The organism is Mycolicibacterium hodleri (assembly GCF_025822245.1).
In the GTDB taxonomy this organism is placed as follows: domain Bacteria; phylum Actinomycetota; class Actinomycetes; order Mycobacteriales; family Mycobacteriaceae; genus Mycobacterium; species Mycobacterium hodleri.
Window position 1 is genome coordinate 33,198 of record NZ_JACKTL010000009.1, and the last position, 20,839, is coordinate 54,036.

A 20,839-nucleotide genomic window follows, 5' to 3' on the forward strand; every position below is an offset into this window, starting at 1 on the left:
CCGGACGCGGCGATGTACAGACCGATGTGGACCAGACCGGGACTTCGCCGCGCAGTGCTGGCGCTGATCGCAGCCGTGTCGGTGCCCGCCGCCGTGGTCGTCGGTGACGTCTCGGGTGCCACCGCGACGGCGTCGGCCTTCTCCCGGGCGGGTCTGCCCGTCGAGTACCTCGACGTCTACTCCGTGGCGATGGGCCGAAACATCCGCGTCGAGTACCAATCCGGTGCCACCCCGGCGCCCGTCCCCGATCCCGCGCCACGCAAGGCGGCGTACCTCCTCGACGGCCTGCGCGCCCAGGACGACTTCAACGGCTGGGACGTCAACACCGCCGCGTTCGAATGGTTCGACCAGTCGGGAGTCGACGTGGTGATGCCCGTCGGCGGGGAGTCCAGCTTCTATACGGACTGGTATTCGCCGTCGAGCTTCAACAAGCAGGCCTTTACCTACAAATGGGAGACATTCCTCACCCAGGAGCTGCCCGCGTACCTCGCCACGGCCAAGCAGGTCTCCCCGACCGGAAACGGCATCGTCGGCCTGTCGATGGCTGGCGGTGCCGGGCTGATTCTCTCGGCGTACCACCCCGCCCAATTCAGCTACGCGGCCTCGCTGTCGGGATTCCTCAACCCCTCGACGCCCTTCATGAAACAGGCCGTCCGAGTGGCGATGCTGGACGCCGGCGGTTACAACGTCGACGACATGTGGGGAGCGCCGTGGGATCCGGCCTGGAAGCGCAACGATCCCCTGCTCCAGGTGGACCGCATCGAGGCCAACCACACGCGGTTGTGGATCTATTGCGCGCCCGGTGGAGGTCCGCTCGACGAGAGCGTCGACCCCGGTCAGTCCGTCGGCGCCACCAGCCTGGAAACGCTCGCCCTCAACGGCAACAAGCGGTTCCAGGACGCCTACGCCAAGGCCGGTGGCAGCAATGCCACCTTCGTCTTCCCCAGCGAGGGAAACCATTCGTGGGCTTACTGGGGTCAGCAGCTACAGGCCCTCAAGCCCGACCTGATTGCCACACTCAATGGCTGAGCGGGTGACCAGGGACGACACGTGCGAGAGAGAGTTTTCGCTCTCGTGTGTGGTTGACTACAGCGGCACGCAGCGGGTCTGTCGTGCGGCATTCAAACGAAAAGGATTCATACAAGCATGAGTTTCGTAGGGAAGATGGCGCGCCGCGCTGCGGTTGCCGCCCTGGCAGCGGGAACGCTGTCGGGACTGGTCGGCGTCGTCGGAGGCTCGGCGACAGCGGGCGCGTTCTCGAAGCCGGGTCTGCCGGTCGAGTACCTGATGGTTCCGTCCGCTGGCATGGGTCGCGACATCAAGGTGCAGTTCCAGAGCGGTGGCCCCAACTCGCCGTCGATGTACATGCTCGACGGCCTGCGTGCGCAGGACGACTTCAACGGCTGGGACATCAACACCGCCGCCTTCGAGTGGTACAACGGCTCGGGCCTGTCGATGGTCATGCCCGTCGGTGGACAGTCCAGCTTCTACAGCGACTGGTACAAGCCGGCCTGCAGCAAGAAGACCGGCGTCTGCCAGACCTACAAGTGGGAGACGTTCCTCACCCAGGAACTCCCCGCATACCTTTCCGCCAACAAGGGCGTCGACGCGACCCGCACCGCGGCGATCGGCCTGTCGATGGCCGGCTCGGCTGCGCTGACGCTGTCGATCCACCACCCGCAGCAGTTCCAGTACGCGGCATCGCTGTCGGGCTTCTTGAACCTCTCCGAGGGCTGGTGGCCGGGACTGGTCAACACCTCCATGGGTGATGCCGGTGGCTACAAGGCCGACGACATGTGGGGACCGGCTGAGACCGATCCCGCCTGGAAGTACAACGACCCGATGGTCAACCTGGCGACGTTGGTTGCCAACAACACCCGGATCTGGGTCTACTGCGGCAGCGGCACCCCGTCGGATCTCGGCGGCAACAACCTGCCCGCCAAGTTCCTGGAGAGCCTGACCCTGCGCACCAACAAGACGTTCCAGGACAACTACCTGGCTGCCGGTGGCAAGAACGCCGTCTTCAACTTCCCGGACGCCGGCACGCACGACTGGCCGTACTGGGGCCAGCAGCTGCAGGCCATGAAGCCGGACGTCCAGCGCGTTCTGAACGCGGTTCCGACGCCCGTCTCCTAAGGCGCCAGCAAAACAAAATCGATTGACGGCGGCGACCCCCGAGGGGATCGCCGCCGTCACTCGTTTCCGGCGCGGCTCGTCGTCGTGATGTGATTCACTACAACCGAATCAACAGATTGGTGAGATGGGTATGAGGCTGCTTTCGGCGCTCGTCAGAACGATGTGTGCGTTGACTCTGGCCGCCGGGCTGTGGCTGGCGAGCCCCCACACCGCCAAGGCAGAGGGCGTCGAATACTTGATGGTGCCGTCGGCTTCCATGGGCCGCGACATCCCGGTCGCCTTTCAGGGCGGCGGTCCGCATGCCGTGTTCCTGCTAGACGCCTTCAACGCCGCGCCCGACACCAGTAACTGGGTCACGGCCGGCAACGCGATGAGCACCCTCGCAGGCAAGGGCATCTCGGTCGCGGCTCCGGCCGGCGGCGCCTGGAGCATGTACACCAACTGGGAAGCCGACGGAACCAAGCAGTGGGACACCTTCCTGTCCCAGGAGCTGCCCGACTGGCTCGCGGCGAACAAGGGCCTTGCCCCCAACGGTCACGGCGTCGTCGGCGCCGCCCAGGGTGGCTACGCCGCCATGGCGCTGGCCGCATTCCACCCGGACCGGTTCCGGTATGCGGGGTCGCTGTCGGGCTTCCTGACGCCGTCGCAGACCGCGTACAACGGCGCCATCACCGCTGGTCTGGCCAGCTTCGGTGGCGTCAACACCCAGGCCATGTGGGGTGCGGCGCAGCTCGGCAGGTGGAAGTGGCATGACCCCGACGTTCACGTGAACCTGTTGAACGACAACAACACTCGGCTGTGGGTGTACAGCCCGGCGGTGATGGACTGCAGCGATCCCGCGGCGATGATCGGTGTCTGTGACCAGACCGCGGGTAGCAACCGCACCTTCTATCAGCACTACCGTGCCGTCGGCGGCCACAACGGGCACTTCGACTTCCCGACCTCGGGCCAACACGACTGGGGCAGCTGGGCGCCGCAGCTCGCGGCAATGTCCGGGGACCTGTCCGCCGCGATCAGGTAGGCGCACCGCTCGACGAAACTGGCAAACGGTCCTCCGGGGTCGCCGACACGAGCCGGTACCTTGGAGGCGTGCACCTGGACGGACCTCGAACGGCAAGCGCCGCCATGGCCTGTGCCGCACTCGTGGTCAGTGGTTGCGGTATGGGTGACGACGTCATGGCAACCATCGGAATGCCGTCGGGGACCACCGCCAGCGGCAGCAGTGCCCAGCCGTTCGCCCAGGCTCCCGCCGTGCAGCCGGGAGAGAATCCCGAGTTGGTGGTCACGCCCGCGCAGCGCGCGTTCCTCGACGCGCTGACCGAAGCGGGCCTGAATCCCTCGAGTGAGTTGTCCGCGCTGAACATCGGCTCCTGCGTGTGCCAGGCGAAGGCCGCCAAGCAGAGCGACCAGGAAGTCTGGGACTTCGTTCTGCCGATGGTGCGCGGTGACGTCCGGGACTCCTACGGCGAGTCGGTGGCGCCACCGGCCGGCCAGGTCAACTCCGAGACGGCCGACTACATTCGCATCGCCACCGAAACACTCTGCTAAGTAGGAGACCTCCTCACTTCATGGCTACCAATCGCCAACGCAAGCGTCATCGACTCCTCGCCCTCGTGGCGGCCGGGTCGGTGGCGGTGCTGGTCGGCCTCCTCGTCGTCGGGCTGTGGATTCTGCTGCGGTCGCCGGAGTCGCCGCCCACTGCCACCCCTCCGTCGGCTCAGCCGTCGACGAGCGGCATTCCGACCACGCCCGGTTCCAAGCCGCGGCCCGAGTCCCAGGACGCCAGCTGTGCCGACGTGATGGTGTTGTCCATTCCGGGCACGTGGGAGTCCTCGCCCCAGCTCGACCCCGTCAACCCGACGCAGTTCCCCATCGCTCTGCTGCTGAACGTGACCAACCCGCTTCGGCAGGCCTACGGCGAGGACCGGGTGGCCGAGTACACGGTTCCGTACACCGCGCAGTTCCACAATCCGTTCGCCGCCGACAAGCAGATGTCGTACAACGACAGCCGCGCCGAGGGCACCAAGGCCGCGATTCAGGCGCTGACCGACATGAACAACCGCTGCCCCTTGACCAGCTACGTCATCGTGGGATTCTCCCAAGGCGCCGTCATCGCCGGTGACATCGCCAGCGACATCGGCAACGGCCGCGGCCCCGTCGACGCCGACCTGGTCCTCGGCGTGACGCTGATCGCGGACGGACGCCGGGAGCCGGGCGTCGGGAACGACATCGGCCCCAATCCGCCCGGACAGGGCGCCGAGATCACGCTGCAGGAAGTGCCCACCCTCTCGGCCCTCGGCCTGACGATGTCGGGCCCGCGGCCCGGTGGGTTCGGATCGCTCAACGACCGGACGAACCAGATCTGCGCCACCGGCGACCTGATCTGCTCGGCGCCCGAAGGGGCGTTCTCCATCGTCAACCTGCCCAAGACGCTCGAAGTGCTCAGCGGTGGCGCCGGCCAACCGGTGCACGCGATGTACAACACCCCGGACTTCTGGGTGCTCGACGGACAAACCGCCACGCAGTGGACGCAGTCGTGGGCGCGAGGCGTGATCGACAACGCGCCACACCCGAAGCACGGGTGATTTGGCTACGGCCACGAGCTCACCTAACATTAAGAGAAAAGTAAGAGCACCCGTCCTTGAAACCCGGCGGGTCGTCTGCAGAGTGGGTCCCAAGGCAACGGCCTACCCACCGATATGATCTTGGGGTTTGGCCTCGGCCGGTTCGCGACGGCAGGGGCAGCATCGACAGAGGAGTGACATGGGATTCCACAACCCGTTCTTGAAGGACGGCCTGATCAGGTTTCCCGACAACGGCAACCTGGTGCGGCACGTCGAGAAGTGGGCCACGGTACGTGGCGACAACCTCGCCTACCAGTTCATCGACTTCTCCACCGAGCGCGACGGGGTCGCCCGCAACCTGGGCTGGCGCGACTTCAGCGCCCGCAACAAGGCGGTCGGCGCCCGGCTGCAGCAGGTCACCCAGCCCGGTGACCGCGTCGCGATCCTCTGCCCGCAGAACCTGGACTACCTCGTCGGCTTCTTCGGCGTGCTCTACGCCGGTCGCATCGCCGTCCCGCTGTTCGACCCGTCCGAACCCGGTCACGTCGGCCGGCTGCATGCCGTCCTCGACGACTGCAAGCCCACCGCGATCCTGACCACCACCGACTCGGCAGAGGGCGTGCGGAAGTTCTTCCGCACCCGGCCCGCCAAGGAACGGCCTCGCGTCATCGCCGTCGACGCCGTGCCCGACGAGGTCGGCGCCACCTGGGTGCAGGAGGACGTCACCCACGACACGGTCGCCTACCTGCAGTACACGTCCGGGTCGACCCGCATCCCGACCGGTGTGCAGATCACCCACCTCAACCTCGCCACCAACATCGTCCAGGTCATCGAGGGCATCGGTGGCGACGAGGGCGACCGCGGCGTCACCTGGTTGCCGTTCTTCCACGACATGGGTCTCGTCACGGCGATGATCCCGCCGGTGGTCGGTCACTACATCACCTTCATGACGCCCGCCGCGTTCGTCCGCAGGCCCGGCCGCTGGATCCGGGAAATGGCCCGCAAGGACGACGACACCGGCGGCGTCATCTCCGTCGCCCCCAACTTCGCGTTCGACCACGCCGCCGCGCGTGGCGTGCCGAAGGACGGCGAGCCGCCGATGGACCTGTCGAACGTCAAGGCGGTCCTCAACGGCAGCGAGCCGATCTCCGCCGCGACCGTCGCCCGCTTCAACGCCGCGTTCAACCCGTTCGGGTTCAACCCGAAGGCCATCAAGCCGTCCTACGGTCTGGCCGAGGCGACGCTGTTCGTCTCCACCACCCCGACCGACGAGCCGCCGAAGGTCGTCTACGTCGACCGCGAGCAGCTCAACTCCTACCGCTTCGTCGAGGTCTCCGAGGACGCGCCGTCCGCGGTGGCGCAGGCGTCCGCAGGCAAGGTCGGCGTTGCCGAGTGGGCCACCATCGTCGACGCCGAGAGCGCGACCGAGCTGCCCGACGGGCAGATCGGTGAGGTGTGGATCAGCGGCCAGAACATGGGCACGGGCTACTGGAACAAGCCGGAGGAGACGGCGGCGACGTTCCAGAACATCCTCAAGTCCAGGACCAACCCGTCGCACGCCGAGGGTGCCGCCGACGACGCCACCTGGGTGCGCACCGGCGACTTCGGGGCGTTCCACGACGGCGACCTCTACATCACGGGCCGCGTGAAGGACCTGGTGATCGTGGACGGCCGCAACCACTACCCGCAGGATCTCGAGTACTCGGCGCAGGAGGCCAGCAAGGCGCTGCGCACCGGGTTCGTCGCGGCGTTCTCGGTGCCGGCCAACCAGCTTCCCGACGAGGTGTTCGAGAACGCGCACGCCGGGCTCAAGCGGGACTCCGACGACACCTCCGAACAACTCGTCATCGTCGCCGAGCGCGCCGCGGGCGCCAACAAGATGGACCTCGAGCCGGTGGCCGACGAGATCCGCGCCGCCATCGCCGTCCGGCACGGCGTGACGGTGCGCGACGTGCTGTTGACGCCGGCCGGTGCCATTCCGCGCACCTCGAGCGGCAAGATCGGCCGGCGGGCCTGCCGGTCGGCCTATCTCGACGGCAGCTTGCGCAGCGGAAAGATCGCCAACGACTTCCCCGACCAGGCGGACTAACGCGCTCCGTCGGTCCACCCAGGCCGCACCTCGGCGAAAGTGACTGTGAATATGACTGAATCCGAAGACAATTCGCCATCGCCCGCCGGGAACGGCTCGTCGGCGCCCGCCGACAAGCCGGCTCGTACCGACAAGACGGTTCCCGAGCTGCGCGAGTTCCTGCGGAACTGGATCGCCGACGCCACCGGGCAATCGGTCACCGGCATCGACGAGTCCGCGCCGATGGTCGAACTGGGCCTGTCGTCGCGCGACGCCGTGTCGCTGGCCAGTGACATCGAGGATCTCACCGGCGTCACGTTGACGGCGACGGTCCTGTTCCGGAACCCGACGATCGAGTCGCTGGCGACGGTCATCGTCGAGGGTGATCCCGAGGACGAGACCCCCGTCGACGACGACTACGACTGGTCGCGCACCTCGAACGTCGACTCCGGCCAGCTCGACATCGCGATCGTCGGCATCGGCACCCGGTTCCCCGGTGACCTGAACACTCCCGACGAGATGTGGCGCGGCCTGCTCGACGGCGTCGACGCCATCACCGACCTGCCCGAGGGACGCTGGGAGGAGTTCCTCGGCGATCCGCGGATCGCCGAGCGCGTCGCCCGGGCGCACACCCGCGGTGGCTACCTGTCCGACATCAAGGGTTTCGACTCCGAGTTCTTCGCACTGTCGAAGATGGAGGCCGACAACATCGATCCGCAGCAGCGGATGGCTCTGGAACTCACGTGGGAAGCGTTGGAGCACGCCAGGATTCCGGCGTCCAGCCTGCGCGGTGAGACCGTCGGCGTGTTCGTCGGCGCGTCCAACAACGACTACAGCTTCCTGTCGGTGTCCGACGCCTCGGTCGCGCACCCGTATGCGATCACCGGAACGACCAGCTCGATCATCGCCAACCGGGTGTCGTACTTCTTCGACTTCCGCGGACCGTCGATGGCGATCGACACCGCGTGCTCCTCGTCGCTGGTCGCCGTGCACGAAGGGGTCAAGGCCCTGCGCGCCGGTGACGCCGACGTGGTGCTGGCGGGCGGCGTGAACGCGCTGATCACCCCGCTGGTCACCATCGGCTTCGACGAGGTCGGCGGGGTGCTCGCACCCGACGGCCGGATCAAGTCGTTCTCGTCGGACGCCAACGGATACGCCCGCTCCGAGGGCGGCGGCATGCTGGTGCTCAAGCGGGTGGCCGATGCCCGCCGCGACGGTGACCAGATCATCGCGGTCATCGCGGGTACCGCGGTCAACCACGACGGCCGGTCCAACGGGCTGCTCGCGCCGAATCCGGACGCGCAGGCCGACGTGTTGCGCAAGGCCTACAAGGACGCGGGCATCGACCCGCGCACCGTCGACTACGTCGAAGCCCACGGCACCGGCACCATCCTCGGTGACCCGATCGAGGCCGACGCCCTGGGCCGGGTCATCGGCAAGGGCCGCGCCGCCGACAAGCCCGCCCTGCTGGGTGCGGTGAAATCCAATGTCGGACACCTGGAATCGGCTGCCGGCGCGGCCAGCCTGGCCAAGGTCGCGCTGTCGTTGCGCAACGACAAGCTCCCGCCGTCGATCAACTACGCGGGCCCCAACCCGTACATCGACTTCGACAAGATCCACATCAAGGTCAACGACGAGGTCGCCGACTGGCCCCGCTACAGCGGTCACGCCATCGCCGGCGTCTCGGGCTTCGGCTTCGGTGGCGCCAACGCCCACCTGGTGGTCCGCGAGGTGCTGCCAGCCGACCTCGTCGAGCCCGAGCCGGTAGTGGAAACCGTTGCGGCACAGCCGAAGGAGGACGCCAACGCGGTGTTCGTCGGCGGTGTCCGGGTGGACGAATACGGCGACATCCTCGACGACGACGATCTCGACGTGCCAGCCGTTGCAGTCGACGCCGAGCCCGAACTGCCCGGCCTCACCGACGAAGCGCTCCGACTGCTCGAAGCCGCCCGCGCCGAGCTCGACGCCGCCGAACCCGTGGCGCCCATCGTGCCGCTCGCGGTCTCCGGCTTCCTGACCTCGCGCAAGCGGGCCACCGCCGCCGAACTGGCCGACTGGATCGACAGTGAGGCGGGCCGGGCGTCGTCGCTCGAGTCGATTGGGCGATCCCTGTCGCGGCGCAACCACGGGCGTTCGCGCGCAGTGGTCTTGGCCCACGACCACGACGAAGCGGTCAAGGGGTTGCGTGCCCTGGCCGAGGGCAAGCAGAGCCCGCTGGTGCTCGCGGCCGACGGACCCGTGTCGAACGGACCCGTCTGGGTGCTGGCCGGTTTCGGTGCCCAGCACCGCAAGATGGGCAAGAGCCTGTATCTGCGCGACGAGGTCTTCGCCGAGTGGATCAACAAGGTCGACGCGCTGATTCAGGACGAGCGTGGCTATTCGATCGTGGAGTTGATCCTCGACGACGCCATCGACTACACCGACGAGACCTGCGAATACCCCATCGAAGTGGTCCAGACGGTCATCTTCGCCATCCAGATCGCGCTTGGCGAGCTGCTCAAGGCGCACGGCGCGAAACCCGGTGCGCTGGTGGGACAGTCGCTCGGCGAGGCGGCGGCGGCCTACTTCTCCGGCGGTCTGTCCCTGGAGGACGCCACCCGCACGATCTGTTCGCGGGCTCACCTGATGGGTGAGGGCGAGGCAATGCTGTTCGGCGAGTACATCCGCCTGATGGCGCTCGTCGAGTACTCCGCCGACGAGATCAAGACCGTGTTCTCCGATTACCCCGGTCTGGAGGTGTGCGTCTACGCAGCACCCACCCAGACCGTGATCGGCGGCCCGCCCGAGCAGATCGACGCGATCATCGCCAGGGCGGAGTCCGAGGGCAAGTTCGCCCGGAAGTTTCAGACCAAGGGCGCCAGCCACACCCAGCAGATGGATCCGCTGCTCGGTGAGCTCTCGGCGGAGATCACGGGCATCGAGCCTCATCCGCTCCGGACGGCGTACTACTCCACCGTCCACGAAGGCCAGCTGATCCGCGCCGGCGCCGAGCCCATCCACGACGTCGACTACTGGAAGAAGGGACTGCGGCACAGCGTCTACTTCACCCACGGCATCCGCAACGCCGTCGACGACGGGCACACCACGTTCCTCGAGCTGGCGCCAAACCCGGTGGCGCTCATGCAGGTTGGCCTGACGACGGCGTCGGCCGGTCTGCACGACGGGCAGCTGATCCCGACGCTGGCCCGCAAGCAGGACGAGGTCGACTCCATGACCTCGGCCATGGCCCACCTGTTCGCCCACGGCCACGACCTGGACTTCCGCACCCTGTTCGCGCCCGGTGAGTACGCCGACATTCCTCCGACGCGCTTCAAGCGCAAGCCGCACTGGCTCGACGTCCGGTTCTCTGGAGACGGCTCCAACGTCGTCCCGGGCACCCACGTCGCGATGCCTGACGGCCGCCACGTGTGGGAGTACTCCCCGCGCGCCACCACCGACTTGGCCGCGCTGGTGAAAGCCGCTGCGGTGCAGGTACTTCCGGACGCCAAGCTGACCGCGTACGAGCAGCGTGCGGTTCCGGCGGACGACGCCCGGCTGGTGACGACGCTGACACGCCACCCCGGTGGCGCGACGGTGCAGGTGCACGCCAGGATCGACGAATCGTTCACCCTCGTCTACGACGCGATCGTGACACGCGCCGGTCAGGCGACGGCGTTGCCGACCGCGGTCGGCGCCGGCGCGGCGATCTCCGAGGTGGCCGTCGCGCAGCCGGTGGCGATCGAGGAACCCGAACCCGAGGACGACGCGGCGATCCTGCAGGACAACCTCACTGCCGGAGCGGGTTTGGCGGCCGGCTTCGCCAAGTGGACACCCGAGTCGGGCGAGACCATCGCGCAGCGACTGGGCACCATCGTCGGCAGCGCCATGGGTTATGAGCCCGAGGACCTGCCGTGGGAGGTGCCGCTGATCGAGCTGGGCCTGGACTCGCTGATGGCGGTTCGCATCAAGAACCGCGTCGAGTACGACTTCGACCTGCCGCCAATCCAGCTGACCGCGGTGCGCGACGCGAACCTGTACGCCGTCGAGAAGCTGATCCAGTACGCCATCGAACACCGCGACGAGGTGGGTCAGCTCGCAGAGGTCCAGAAGACGCAGACCGACGAGGAGATCGCCGCGGCACAGGCCGAGCTGATGGGCGGAGCCACCACGGTGGCCGAGCTCGAGGAGGTGCTCGCCAAGAAGGCAGCCGAGGCCGGAATCCCCCTGGAGAGTGAAGCCCCCGCCCCGCCCGCGGCCCCCATCGAGACCGCCGGGATCGTCCCGCCCCCGCCGCCACCACCGACCAATCCGGCCGGACCGTCGGCCCAGGCGAAGACGCCGAACCTGGCCGGTGCGGCGCAGGTGCTCAACCAGCAGGCGATCTCGGAGGCGTTGAACAGCGACGTCCCGCCGCGCGACGCCGCCGAGCGCGTCACGTTCGCGACGTGGGCGATCGTCACCGGCAAGTCGCCGGGCGGCATCTTCAACTCGTTGCGCGAACTCACCGACGAGGAAGCGCAGAAGATGGCGCAGCGGCTGTCCGAGCGCGCCGAGGGCACGATCACCGCCGAGGACGTCAAGAGGGCGCAGACCATCGAGGAGCTGTCCTCCACGGTCCGCGAGTTCCTGGAGGCCGGTGAGCTCGACGGCTTCGTCCGCACCATCCGCAAGGCCGAGGACGAGAGCGACGTTCCGGTCTTCGTGTTCCACGCGGCCGGTGGCTCGACGGTGGTCTACGAACCGCTGCTCAAGCGGCTGCCCGCGGGCACGCCGATGTACGGGCTGGAGCGCGTCGAGGGCACCATCCAGGAACGGGCGGCGCAATACGTGCCGAAGCTCTTGGAGCTCAACGGAGACAAGCCGTTCATCCTGACCGGTTGGTCGCTGGGCGGCGCGCTGGCGTATGCCTGCGCGATCGGGCTCAAGCAGCACGGCGCCAACGTGCAGTTCGTCGGCCTCATCGACACGGTGCGTGCTGGCGAGGAGGTTCCGCAGACCAAGGAGGAGACCCGCAAGCGCTGGGACAGGTACGCGGAGTTCGCCGCCAAGAACTTCAACGTGGAGATCCCGCCGATCCCCTACGAGGAGCTCGAGGAACTCGACGACGCGGGCCAGGTGCAGTACGTGCTGGACGCCGTGCAGAACGCCGGAGTGCAGATCCCCGGCGGCATCATCGAGCACCAGCGGACGTCCTACCTGGACAACCGCGCGCTGGAGACCGTCGTGATCGAGCCCTACGACGGTCACGTCACCCTCTACATGGCCGACCGGTACCACGACGACGCGATCAAGTTCGAGCCCCGCTACGGCGTCCGTCAGCCCGACGGCGGCTGGGGCGAGTTCGTCTCCGATCTGGAGGTCGTGAACATCGGGGGCGAGCACATTCAGGCGATCGACGAGCCGTACATTGCGAAGGTCGGCGCGCACATGAGTGAGGCGATCAACCGCATCGAGAGCGAGCACAAGTGACCCAGGAAGCGGCCCCCGTCGCCACCAGAGCCCACACCACGGCCGAGAAGCTGGCCGAGCTGCGTGAACGGTTGGAGCTCGCCAAGGATCCGGGTGACGAGAAGGCGAAGGCCCGTCGCGACAAGAAGGGCATCCCGAGCGCTCGCGCCCGCATCCACGAACTGCTCGACCCGGGCAGCTTCCTGGAGATCGGCGCGCTGGCTCGCACCCCCGGCGACCCCAACGCCTTCTACGGCGACGGCGTGGTGACCGGTCACGGCACCATCGACGGGCGTCCGGTCGGCGTGTTCAGCCACGACCAGACGGTGTTCCAGGGTTCGGTCGGCGAGATGTTCGGCCGCAAGGTGGCCCGGCTGATGGAGTGGGTGGCCATGGTCGGTTGCCCGATCATCGGCATCAACGACTCCGGTGGCGCCCGCATCCAGGATGCCGCGACGTCGCTGGCCTGGTACGCCGAGCTCGGCCGACGCCACGAGATGCTGCGCGGTCTGGTGCCCGAGATCTCGCTGATCTTCGGCAAATGCGCTGGCGGAGCGGTCTATTCGCCGATCCAGACCGATCTGATCGTCGCCGTGCGCGACCAGGGTTACATGTTCATCACCGGGCCCGACGTGATCAAGGACGTCACCGGTGAGGACGTGACCTTCGACGAGCTCGGCGGCGCCGACGTGCAGGCGCAGCGCGGCAACATCCACAAGGTGGTCGAGTCGGAGAGTGCGGCGTACCAGTACGTGCGCGACTACCTGAGCTTCTTGCCGCCCAACCACTTCGACAGCGTGCCGATCGTCAACCCCGGGCTGGAGCCCGAGATCACGCCGTCCGACATGGAGCTCGACACGATCGTGCCGGACTCGGACAACCAGGCCTACGACATGCACGAGATCCTGCTCCGGATCTTCGACGACGGCGACGTCTTCGAGATCGCCGAGCAGCGCAGCCCGTCCATGATCACCGCGTTCGCCCGCATCGACGGTCATCCCGTCGGCGTGATCGCCAACCAGCCGTTGAACAACGCCGGCGCCGTGGGCAACGAAGCATCCGACAAGGCAGCAGGTTTCATTCGGTTCTGCGACTCGTTCAACCTGCCGCTGGTCTTCGTCGTCGACACCCCGGGTGCCATGCCGGGCCTCGAGGAGGAGAAGGGCGGCATCATCAAGCGCGGTGGCCGGTTCTTCAACGCCATCGTGGAAGCCGACGTACCGAAGGTGACCTTCGTGATCCGCAAGGCGTACGGCGGCGGGTACGCGGTGATGGGCTCCAAGCAGTTGTCCGCGGACCTGAACTTCGCCTGGCCCACGGCGCGCATCGCGGTGATCGGTGCCGAGGGTGCAGCGCAGCTGTTGGTGAAGCGGTTCCCCGATCCGACCTCGCCCGAGGTCCAGAAGATTCGTGCGGACTTCATCGAGGGTTACAACCTCAACCTGGCGACGCCGTGGATCGCCGCCGAGCGCGGTTACATCGACGGGGTCATCGAACCGCACGAGACGCGGCTGTTGTTGCGCAAGTCGATGCAGTTGTTGCGGGACAAGCAGAGCCGCAACAAGGTGTTGCGCAAGCATGGTCTGACGCCGCTCTGATCCGTCGGATTGGCCTGCGCCACTGACACTTTCGGAGTTATCCACAGGCTGCGCGTGACGCCTGTTGCGAGTCGTAGTTCACGGGTAGATTCGAATGTATGTTCGAGTCATTGGTCACCGCTACCGACACTTCGGGGAGTTATCCACAGGCTGCGCGTGACGCCTGTTGCGAGTCGTAGTTCACGGGTAGATTCGAATGTATGTTCGAGTCATTGGTCACCGCTACCGACACTTCGGGTGCCGGTGCGGTGGAGGCGTGGTCTCGGGCGGAGTCCGCCGCGTGTGCCCGCAAGGTCGCCGCGATGGCCGCCATGTTCGAGGAGGCTTCCGCCGTCGAGGGGGCCGCGGAGCGGGACCTGTGGTGCACCGACACCTGGGACTTCGTCGCCGCCCACATCGGGGCCGTTCTGCGGATCACCCCCGGCGCCGCGTCCAACCAGTTGTTGGTCGCCGTGGCCTTGCATGAACGCTTCCCCAAGGTGGCCGCGGTGTTCGCCGACGGGCTCATCACCAGCTGGTGAAGGCGGTGGTGCAGCGCGGTGCCCTGGTCGTCGACCCCGACGCCCTCCGCGCCCTGGACGAGCTGCTCGCCGAGGCGCTGAGCAGCCGGGAACCCATGTCGGTGGCGACGCTGGAGAAGACGATCGACGGGTTCGTCGCCCAGGTCGACCCGCAGGCGGTCATCCGGACCGAGACTAGGGCGCGGGGCCGGTCGGTCGAGGTGGGTGAGGAGGACGGCAGCGGGATGGCGACGGTCTTCGCGACCCTGTTCGCCCACGACGCCAAGGCGTTCGACGCCCGTGTGGACGCGTTGGCCCGCACCGTCTGCCCGGCTGATCCTCGCACCCTGGATCAGCGTCGCTCCGATGCGATGGGCGCACTGTCTCACGGAGCGGACCGCCTGGCGTGCCTGTGTGGGTCCGAGGATTGCCCGGCCGGTGAGAATCCTCCCTCGACGGGGGTGGTGGTCTTCGTCATCGCCAGCCAGGACACGCTCACCCTCGATGAGCGGCCGGCACCAGAGTCACCTGCACCGCCACTGCCGCCGCCCGTGCCGGCCACCCCGGCACCTGGTTCGCCAACGGATGACCGCGGATGCACCGGCGATGGACAAACTGAGACCGCCGAGGACATCGACGCTGCCGACGACGCGGCGACCGTCGATCAGGCTGCCGCGGAGCAGGAGTCGGCCGACACCCCGGCCAGCCCGGCCCCCGCCGCCGAGCGGACCGCCCTCGACGGCGAACCCCCGGCCATGTTCACCAAGCCGCTGCGCGAGCTGACCCTCACCGAAGCCCTCACCCCCACCCCCGGCCGGCTGGCCAGCATTCGGCCCGCGGCGATGATCGGTGGACAGTTCCTGCCCGGCGCGATCGCCTGCCGAGCCACCGTCGGGGCCACGATCACCGCGATCGTGCACCCCGGGCAAGCCCCACCCGAACCCCGGTACCGACCCTCGAAGAAGCTGGCCGACTTCGTCAGATGCCGCGACCTGACGTGCCGCTTCCCGGGCTGCCGCGCCCCGGCGACGAATTGTGACGTCGACCATACGATTCCGTGGCCCTACGGGCCCACGGCGGCGTCCAACCTGAAATGCCTATGCCGTCGACACCACTTGCTGAAGACCTTCTGGGGCGGCGAGAACGGTTGGCGCGAAACCCAACTCGACGACGGCACCATCGTGTGGACCGCACCCGACGGCCGCACCCACACCACCACACCGGGCAGCCGACTGCTCTTCCCCGAACTGTCCCAGCCGACCAGAACCGTTGAGGCGAGAAGCGTTCCAACACGCCACGCGTCGGGTCTCACCATGCCGCGCCGCACGACCACCCGCGCCCACGACCGCGCCAGACGCATCCAACGCGAACGCGATCTCAGCCAGGCGGCAGACGAGGCTAGCTAGTGCTCGCCAGCGCGAAGGGCAGCACTTCCGACGCGCCCGCGGACCTGACGACACGCGCGGCCATCGTGATCGTCCACCCGGTGTCGGTCATGTCGTCGACCAGTAGCACCGGTCCGCCGGCGTCGGCGATCACGGACGGATCGGGGGCCAGCCAGGCACCGTGCAGTGCCGCGACCCGGTACGCGGAGTTGGCCGCGGTCACCGGGCGGCGCTCCGGCGCGTACTGCAGCGTGCCCAGATCGGTCAGCCGCCCGAGGCGAGCCAGTTCGCGGGCCAGCGAGCGGATCAGCACGGGATGGCGTTCGGAGTCCATCGCCAGCACCGCGGTCGGCCGCGTCGACCAGTCCCACGACGCCAGCACCTTGACCGCCGCCTGCACCACCTCCGCGGGCACCTCGGCGTCCGGCTCGTCGAGCAGTCGCCGCAACCGGGCACCCCATCCGAGATCGGTCAGCCTGCCGATCACCCTGCCAGGTGCGGGACCGTCACCGATCTTGCCGCTCAGGTTGACGCCCAACTTCGCCAAACCGGACGGCCACTGCTTGCGGGGGGCGATCTCGACGCCCGGGCGCATCAGACGCTGGCGGGTGTCCTCGGCCGAGGACGGATCGACCGAAGCGTCGTACTGCTTGCCGGTGCAGTTGTCGCAGCGACCGCACCGTTCACCCTCGGCGAGCTCCGGATCGTCGAGCTGGCCCCGTAGGAACGCCATCCGGCAGCCGTCGGTCACCTGGTAGTCCAGCATGGCCTGCTGCTCGCGCTTGCGTGCCTCGTCGAGCTTTCGATACCGCGCCTCGTCGTACTCCCACGGCACGCCGGTGCCGATCCAGCCGCCCTTCACGCGCCGCACCGCCCCGTCGACGTCGAGCACCTTCAGCACCATCTCCAGCCGGGTCCGCCCCAGATCCACCAGCGGCTCCAGCGCCGGCGTCGACTGCGGCCGCTCGGACTCGAGGGCGTCGATCACGTTGCGCACCATGGCTTCCGACGGGAACGCCACCGACGAGAAGTAACGCCAGACGTCCTGGTCTTCGTGGCCAGGCAGAAGCACCACCTCGGCACTGGCCGTCGACCGGCCCGCACGGCCGACCTGCTGGTAGTAGGCGATGGGCGAGGACGGGGCACCCAGGTGGACGACGAACCCGAGGTCGGGTTTGTCGAAGCCCATGCCGAGTGCCGAGGTGGCGATCAGCGCCTTGACGCGGTTGTCCAACAGGTCTGCCTCGAGTTGCTCGCGCTCCGAGGTCTCGGTGGCTCCGGTGTAGGAGGCCACCGGGTGCCCCTGGTCACGCAACAGCGCAGCGACGTCGTTGGCCTGGGCCACGGTCAGCGTGTAGACGATGCCCGAACCCGGCAGCGAATCTATGTGCGCGGCAAGCCAAGCCGCGCGCTGGGCGGGGTTGCCGGCCTTGACCACCGACAACCGCAGCGACTCGCGGTCCAACCCTCCGCGGAGCACCAGGGTGTCCTGACCGCCGACCCCGAGCTGACTCGCCACGTCGTCGACGACGCGGTCGTTGGCGGTGGCCGTCGTGGCCAGCACCGGCACGTCGGTGCCCAGTTCGGCGATCAGCGTGCGAATGCGCCGGTAGTCCGGCCGGAAGTCGTGGCCCCAGTCCGACACGCAATGCGCCTCGTCGACGACGACGAGGCCGGCGTCGTGCGCCAGGGCGGGCAGTACCTGGTCGCGAAAGTCCGGATTGTTCAACCGCTCCGGGCTCACCAGCAGGACGTCGAGGTCACCACCCCGCACTCGCTCGTGGATCTCGGCCCAGTCGGTGACGTTGCTCGAGTTGATGGTGGCCGCCCGCACGCCGGCACGGTCGGCCGCCTGCACCTGGTTGCGCATCAGCGCCAGCAGCGGCGAGACGATGACCGTGGGCCCGTGCCCGCTGGCGCGCAGCAACTTGGCCGCGATGAAGTACACCGCCGACTTGCCCCATCCGGTGCGTTGCACGACGAGGGCGCGGCGGCGCTGCACGACGAGCGCCTCGATGGCCGTCCACTGGTCGTCGCGCAGGACGGCCTGCGGACCGGCCAACTGCTCGAGGATCGTCTGCGCCTGCTCGCGGGTGGCCATGCCGTACATCGTGCCCGTACGGTCCGACGCCCTAGCGGCCGAGGCAGCGCCGAAGGGCTGCGGTGAGGTTGTTCGCCCGGTGATCACGCGGTGCGATGAGGTTGTTGACGTAGCCGAAGCCCGTCTTGCTGTCGGCGTCCGCGAAGCCCAGGCTGCCGCTGGCACCGTCGTGGCCGAACGACGAGTCCGACACCAGAGGACGGAACGGGATGCCGTTGACCAGGAATCCCGTCGAGAATCGGATCCCCGGCGGGCTGAGCGCAGCGGACCACCCCTTCCCCACCGAGCGCACCGTGACCGCGTCGGCGATCGACGCTTCGGACAGCAGCGGCGCACCGGTCAGGGGTGCCACGGCCGAGGCGTAGATCGTCGCCAGGGCACGGGCATCGAGGATCGCATTGGCTGCCGGGATCTGCGCGGCGTGGACGGCCTCGGTGTTGAAGTCGCCCGCGCACCCGTCGATCAGTGAGAACGGAAACGCCGAACCCAGGGTGACGGCGCGCACCGCCGGCGCCTTCCCGATACGGCTCAGGATCGTGGGCATCGCTCGGTACGCGGTCCTGAGCACCCGCGACCGCGGCGCGTGCATCCTGGCCACCCGGTGCTCGAGGTTCGACGGCAACCCGATCCACGCGTTCACGCCGAGCTCGTCGGTGAAGTTCGCGGCGAGCAGTTCGCCCGGCATCATGCCGGTGGCACGGTGCAATATCTCGCCGGTGAGCCAGCCGAACGTCAGCGCGTGATAGGCGAACGCGGTGCCCGGCGTCCAGAGCGGACGCTGATCCTCGATGGCGCGGATCACCGGATCCCAGGCCAGCACGTCGGCCAGGGTGAGATCGGCGTCCAACGCCATCAGGCCCGCCCTGTGTGCGAAGACGTCGCGAATCACGATGTCCTGCTTGCCGCGAGCGGCGAACTCCGGCCACACCGACGCGACGGGGGCGTCGAAGTCGAGCAGTCCGCGCTGATGTGCGAGATGACCGCACAGTGCCATCAGACCCTTGGATATCGAGAAACCAACGGTGAGAGTGTCTGCCGTCCAAGGTCTTCCGGTGGTCGCGTCCGCGACGCCACCGTGTAGGTCGACCACGAGTCGGCCGTCGTGGTGCACCGCACACGCTGCGCCGATCTCCGGGCCGCGACGAAAGTTCTCGGCGAACGCGTCCGCGACGGGCCCGAAGCCCTCGTCGGCGAACCCGGGGAAGTCAGTACGCATACGTGTTGGCCGGTTTGTCGACTGGTGTGACACTCGTGACCGTCATGGTCGGGATGTACCCGTCATCTGCATGGGACGACCCTGGCACGATCTGACCTTCGATCCGCAGCCAGGTGTCCTCCGGATGGTCGGCGGCGGACGTGACCGCGGGTCCGGTCAGGTGGATGCGCGCGAGCTGTGCGTCGGCCGCGCAGCAGACGATGACCACCCGCCCGAGGTCGACCCCGTCGGAGTGGTGCAGCGTGAATCCGGTGAGCGTGATGGACCGTCCGACAAGCGAATTCGTCGAGTCGGCCGCCGCCCGCATGACCACTTCGGGCAGGGAGACCGTGGGTGCGTCACCGGCAGGCAGCGGCGGGAAGGCGCGCGGCTGGGGCGCAGTGACCGCGGCCGGCGTGGCGCCACGGGCGTCCAGCGCCGGAGGGACGACGAAGGCGACCATCGCGATGGGGATCAGCAGCAGCCAGCCAAGCCACGGCTGGTGTCGATGCCCGTGCTCGTGGTCGTGGTCATGGTCGTCTCGTGCCGACCGCAGGTCGCGCACGACGGACACCACCCCGAGCGTCACCAGTACGGCCGCCGAGACGGCCAGCCACGGCAGCAGCCCCGGCCGCACGTAGTTCAGGTAGGTGCCCTTGACCAACATCACCGCGGTGCTCAGACCGACCAGCAGCAGCACCACGTTCTGGGTGCCCCGGCTCACGAGCCACCGCCCAGGATCGCCAGCCCGACGACGGTCGCGACGACGCTGGCCACCACCAACGTGGCCGGGCCGAAGCGCAGCGCGAAGGCGCGGCCGAACATGCCCGCCTGCATCGCGGCCAACTTCACGTCGAACGCCGGTCCGACGACGAGGAACACCAGTCGCGGCACCAGCGGAACCATCGTCAGGCTCGCGACGACGAACGCGTCGGCCTCCGAGCACAGCGCCAGGACCACCGCGAGGAGCGCCATGGTGACGACCCCGACGAGGAGGTTGCCTGCCAGGTGCTCGAACATCCACGCCGGCACCAGCACGTGCAGCGCCGCCGCGGCGGCCGCCCCCACCACCAGGTAGGACGCGGCCTGCAGGAAGTCGTGTCGCGCCGCCTCGGTGAACACCACCCACCGCGACGAGCCGTCCGGCGCGGCCTCGGGCAGGTCGCGGGTCACCCACACGGCCTTGCCGAATCGCGACCACAGCAGTCCCATGACGACGGCGGTCACCAGTGAGGCGACGCAGCGGGCGAGCACCATCGCGGGCTGGCCCGGGAACGCCACGGCCGTCGCGACGAGCACCACCGGGTTGATCGCCGGCGCCGACAGCATGAACGTCAGGGCGGCCGCGCCGTTCGTGCCGGGCCCGAACAGCCTGCGAGCCACCGGAACCGAGCCGCATTCACATCCCGGCAGGGCGGCACCGCCGACGCCGGCTACCGCAACGGCCAGGGCAGGCCGACGCGGCAGCCAACGTCGTAGCCGCTCGGCGCTGACGAACGCGGCGATCAACCCGCTGACCACTACGCCGAGTACCAGGAACGGGAGGGCCTGGACGAACACCCCGCAGAACACGGTCGCGGCGGTGCGCAGCCCGGAATTGTCCGCGACGAACTCGCTGACCACCCCGGCGGACGTCGCCAGCGCGATGAGGCCGAGCAGCAGAACCTCGAGGGAACCGACGCGTCGTCGACTCTGGGGAGGGGCCGAAGTCACGGCCCCATCCTGCCTGGCGTTTCTGGCAGGACGGTTCGACTACGCGGTGGTGGCGGCGTCCTGTTCGCGTTTGATTTCCAGGGCGATGTCGATGAGTTGGTCTTCCTGGCCGCCGATGAGTTTGCGTTGCCCGGCGCGGTGCAGCAGCTGAT

General features: G+C 68.3%; 15 protein-coding genes. 10 read left to right on the top strand and 5 right to left on the bottom strand.

The features are described 5' to 3' along the window. Window positions 1-24: 24 nt before the first annotated feature. From H7J06_RS02455 to H7J06_RS02500, 10 genes are all read left to right on the top strand, one after another. The gene (locus tag H7J06_RS02455; RefSeq protein ID WP_264036687.1) at window positions 25-1,029 is read left to right on the top strand and encodes an alpha/beta hydrolase; all 1,005 of its coding nucleotides are present in this window, start codon (window positions 25-27) and stop codon (window positions 1,027-1,029) included. Window positions 1,030-1,146: 117 nt separating this feature from the next. Next, window positions 1,147-2,136, top strand: coding sequence for an esterase family protein (locus H7J06_RS02460; protein WP_275078883.1), 990 nt, complete (start codon window positions 1,147-1,149; stop codon window positions 2,134-2,136). A gap of 160 nt (window positions 2,137-2,296) precedes the next feature. Further along, the gene (locus tag H7J06_RS02465; protein ID WP_372515217.1) at window positions 2,297-3,157 is read left to right on the top strand and encodes an esterase family protein; all 861 of its coding nucleotides are present in this window, start codon (window positions 2,297-2,299) and stop codon (window positions 3,155-3,157) included. Between the two features lie 155 nt (window positions 3,158-3,312). Continuing rightward, window positions 3,313-3,684 carry a DUF732 domain-containing protein gene (locus H7J06_RS02470; protein ID WP_264036691.1) on the top strand — a complete coding sequence of 124 codons (372 nt, stop codon included), beginning with the start codon at window positions 3,313-3,315 and terminating at the stop codon, window positions 3,682-3,684. Window positions 3,685-3,704: 20 nt separating this feature from the next. After that, window positions 3,705-4,721: a carboxylesterase Culp6 gene (culp6, locus tag H7J06_RS02475; protein ID WP_264036692.1), complete on the top strand. Its 1,017-nt coding sequence runs from the start codon at window positions 3,705-3,707 to the stop codon at window positions 4,719-4,721. Between the two features lie 178 nt (window positions 4,722-4,899). Next, a complete protein-coding gene (gene fadD32, locus H7J06_RS02480; protein ID WP_264036693.1) occupies window positions 4,900-6,789 on the top strand; it encodes a long-chain-fatty-acid--AMP ligase FadD32 in 1,890 nt (629 codons plus the stop codon). A gap of 51 nt (window positions 6,790-6,840) precedes the next feature. Beyond that, window positions 6,841-12,216, top strand: a complete 5,376-nt coding sequence (gene pks13, locus H7J06_RS02485) for a polyketide synthase Pks13 (protein WP_264036695.1) — start codon at window positions 6,841-6,843, stop codon at window positions 12,214-12,216. Next, on the top strand, window positions 12,213-13,793 hold the full coding sequence (locus H7J06_RS02490; RefSeq protein WP_264036697.1) for an acyl-CoA carboxylase subunit beta: 1,581 nt from the start codon (window positions 12,213-12,215) through the stop codon (window positions 13,791-13,793). Before pks13 ends, H7J06_RS02490 begins: the two co-directional genes overlap by 4 nt. 200 nt (window positions 13,794-13,993) lie before the next feature. Then, window positions 13,994-14,314: a DUF222 domain-containing protein gene (locus tag H7J06_RS02495; RefSeq protein WP_264036699.1), complete on the top strand. Its 321-nt coding sequence runs from the start codon at window positions 13,994-13,996 to the stop codon at window positions 14,312-14,314. Continuing rightward, a complete protein-coding gene (locus tag H7J06_RS02500) occupies window positions 14,311-15,699 on the top strand; it encodes an HNH endonuclease signature motif containing protein (RefSeq protein WP_264036702.1) in 1,389 nt (462 codons plus the stop codon). Before H7J06_RS02495 ends, H7J06_RS02500 begins: the two co-directional genes overlap by 4 nt. Here the strand turns inward: H7J06_RS02500 and H7J06_RS02505 are convergent. The 5 genes from H7J06_RS02505 to H7J06_RS02525 all read right to left on the bottom strand — a co-directional run. Then, window positions 15,692-17,779 carry a RecQ family ATP-dependent DNA helicase gene (locus H7J06_RS02505; RefSeq protein WP_264036704.1) on the bottom strand — a complete coding sequence of 696 codons (2,088 nt, stop codon included), beginning with the start codon at window positions 17,777-17,779 and terminating at the stop codon, window positions 15,692-15,694. The two genes, H7J06_RS02500 and H7J06_RS02505, sit on opposite strands and share 8 nt — an antisense overlap. Before the next feature lie 31 nt (window positions 17,780-17,810). Further along, window positions 17,811-18,995, bottom strand: a complete 1,185-nt coding sequence (locus H7J06_RS02510; RefSeq protein ID WP_264036706.1) for a serine hydrolase domain-containing protein — start codon at window positions 18,993-18,995, stop codon at window positions 17,811-17,813. Continuing rightward, window positions 18,985-19,698 carry a TIGR03943 family putative permease subunit gene (locus H7J06_RS02515; RefSeq protein WP_264036708.1) on the bottom strand — a complete coding sequence of 238 codons (714 nt, stop codon included), beginning with the start codon at window positions 19,696-19,698 and terminating at the stop codon, window positions 18,985-18,987. The genes H7J06_RS02510 and H7J06_RS02515 overlap by 11 nt, the downstream gene beginning before the upstream one ends. Next, the gene (locus tag H7J06_RS02520; RefSeq protein ID WP_264036710.1) at window positions 19,695-20,687 is read right to left on the bottom strand and encodes a permease; all 993 of its coding nucleotides are present in this window, start codon (window positions 20,685-20,687) and stop codon (window positions 19,695-19,697) included. Before H7J06_RS02520 ends, H7J06_RS02515 begins: the two co-directional genes overlap by 4 nt. Window positions 20,688-20,726: 39 nt before the next feature. After that, window positions 20,727-20,839 (bottom strand): 4-hydroxy-2-oxovalerate aldolase family protein (locus H7J06_RS02525; RefSeq protein ID WP_504928666.1); only part of this gene is annotated, 113 nt, incomplete at its 5' end.